The organism is Streptomyces sp. NPDC086077 (assembly GCF_040686175.1).
GTDB lineage: Bacteria > Actinomycetota > Actinomycetes > Streptomycetales > Streptomycetaceae > Streptomyces.
This window is the reverse complement of record NZ_JBFBJT010000300.1, coordinates 1-2,497: the sequence shown is the minus strand read 5'-3', so window position 1 is coordinate 2,497 and position 2,497 is coordinate 1. Positions and strand designations below refer to the sequence as shown.

The 2,497-nt window shown below is 71.2% G+C and carries 1 protein-coding gene, 1 tRNA gene and 1 pseudogene; all 3 read left to right on the top strand.

Translation table 11 applies throughout. From position 1 onward, the window contains the following. A pseudogene (locus tag AB0O67_RS37150) lies at positions 1-500 on the top strand (succinate--CoA ligase subunit alpha); the annotation flags it as partial. Positions 501-663: 163 nt separating this feature from the next. Continuing rightward, on the top strand, positions 664-2,232 hold the full coding sequence (locus tag AB0O67_RS37145) for an aldehyde dehydrogenase family protein (RefSeq protein ID WP_365460480.1): 1,569 nt from the start codon (positions 664-666) through the stop codon (positions 2,230-2,232). Positions 2,233-2,412: 180 nt separating this feature from the next. Then, positions 2,413-2,497 (top strand) — tRNA-Leu (locus AB0O67_RS37140).

Genomic DNA, 2,497 nt, shown 5'->3' with positions numbered 1-2,497 from the left:
CCGGCCTGATCACCCCCGGCCAGTCCAACGCCGGCATCATCCCGGCCGACATCACCAAGCCCGGCCCGATCGGCCTGGTGTCGAAGTCCGGCACGCTGACCTACCAACTCATGTACGAGCTGCGCGACATCGGCTTCTCGACCTGCGTAGGCATCGGCGGTGACCCCGTCGTCGGCACCACGCACATCGACTGCCTGGCGGCCTTCCAGGACGACCCCGACACAGAACTGATCGTGCTGATCGGCGAGATCGGCGGCGACGCGGAGGAACGTGCGGCCGCGTACATCCGCGAACACGTCACCAAGCCCGTCGTCGGCTACATCGCGGGGTTCACCGCCCCCGAGGGCAAGACCATGGGGCACGCCGGCGCCATCGTCTCGGGCTCGTCCGGCACGGCGCAGGCGAAGAAGGAGGCGCTGGAGGCGGTCGGAGTGCGGGTGGGGAGCACACCGACCGAGACGGCCCGCCTGGTGCTGGCCGCGCTCGGGACCACCGGGTGATGTCACTCACGGTCGCCGCACGGTGACTGTGATGTTTCCTGACTCGTCAGTAGCTTCTGGGTGAGACACCCTCGAAGTACGGCGCCGCGCACGGCAGTGCGAGCCGTGTGCGGCGCAGCCACGCAACTCCCGCCCGACCGTGCACCGAGAGCGGAGCAAAACGATGGCACCCACCCTCATTCCGAGCACCGGCTCCCAGACCCTCACCCTCAAGGCCGGCACCGCCTGGGCAGACGCCTGGCGGCGCTGTCTGGCCGTCGCGCCCGAGGCGTTCCAGGACGACCGCGTCCTCAACCTCTGGAACGCCACCTGGCAGGCGGACGGCCACGTCCTGCCCGCCACCACCCCCGTGGACGGCACCCCCATCGCGGCCCCGCCGCGCCTGGACCGGGCCGCCGCCCACCAGGCCGTCCGCGCCTCGCTCGACCAGCACCGCGCATGGCGGCACATCCCGCTCGACGAACGCCGCGCCCGCGTCGCCGCGACCCTCGACGCGCTCGCCGAACACCGCGAACTGCTCGCGCTGCTGCTCGTCTGGGAGATCGGCAAGCCGTGGCGGCTCGCGCAGGCGGACGTCGACCGGGCCATCGACGGCGTGCGCTGGTACGTCGACGGCATCGAGCCGATGCTCGCAGGCCGGACCCCGCTGGACGGCCCGGTCTCCAACGTCGCGAGCTGGAACTACCCGATGAGCGTGCTCGTCCACGCGATGCTGGTGCAGGCGCTGGCGGGCAACGCGGTCATCGCCAAGACACCGACCGACGGCGGAGTCGCCTGTCTGACGCTGGCCTGTGCGCTCGCCGCCCGCGAGGGGCTGCCGGTCACCCTCGTCAGCGGCAGCGGAAGCGAGCTGTCGGAGGCGCTGGTACGGGCGCCCGAGATCGGCTGCGTCTCCTTCGTCGGCGGCCGCGACACCGGCGCCGCGGTGGCCACGGACGTCGCCGACCTCGGCAAGCGGCACATCCTCGAACAGGAGGGACTCAACACCTGGGGCATCTGGAACTACTCGGACTGGGACACGCTCACGGCGGTCGTGCCCAAGCTCTTCGACTACGGCAAACAGCGCTGCACGGCCTACCCGCGCTTCGTCGTCCAGCGCGCGCTGTTCGACGAGTTCCTGGCTGCGTACCTCCCGGCGGTCCGTACCCTGAAGGTCGGGCACCCGCTCGCCGTCGAGAAGCGCGACGACCCCTGCCCGGCGCTGGACTTCGGGCCGTTGATCAACGCCGCCAAGGCCAAGGACCTGAACGACCAGGTGGCCGAGGCCGTCGACCGCGGCGCCGTCCCGCTGCACCGCGGCAGGCTGGACGACGCCCGGTTCCTGCCCGGCCAGGACACCTCCGCCTACGTGCAGCCGGTCACGCTGCTCAACCCGCCGCCGTCCTCCCCGCTGCACCACGCGGAACCCTTCGGCCCGGTCGACACCATCGTCCTGGTCGACACGGAGGCCGAGCTGCTGGCCGCCATGAACGCGTCCAACGGCGCGTTGGTCGCCACGCTGTCCACGGACGACCGGACGACGTACGAACGACTGGCCCCGCAGATCCGCGCCTTCAAGACCGGCCACGGCAAGCCACGCTCCCGGGGTGACCGGGAGGAACTGTTCGGCGGCTTCGGCGCGTCCTGGCGGGGCGCGTTCGTCGGCGGCGAGCTGCTGGTGCGGGCGGTGACGCAGGGGCCGGCGGGGGAGCGGCTGCCGGGGAACTTCCCGGAGTACCACCTGATGCCGTAGGCACTCGCTCACCCCGTGAGGTGACGTTCCGAACACGAGGTGTGACGGGCCGGACAGGGTGGACCGCCCGGCCCGCGCCCCGTCCCCCCGGTGGAAACGCAGGTGAAGGGCACTCCGAAACCTTGGTATTGTTGTCTCTGTCGCCGCCGGGAACACCTCTGGCAAGGCGGCAGACACCTCGTCCGGGTGGCGGAATGGCAGACGCGCTAGCTTGAGGTGCTAGTGCCCTTTATCGGGCGTGGGGGTTCAAGTCCCCCCTCGGACA

What these genes read in the sequence shown, in the direction of transcription:
- AB0O67_RS37145 (WP_365460480.1), top strand. Translation starts at nt 664, where the DNA reads ATGGCACCCACCCTCATTCCGAGCACCGGCTCCCAGACCCTCACCCTC.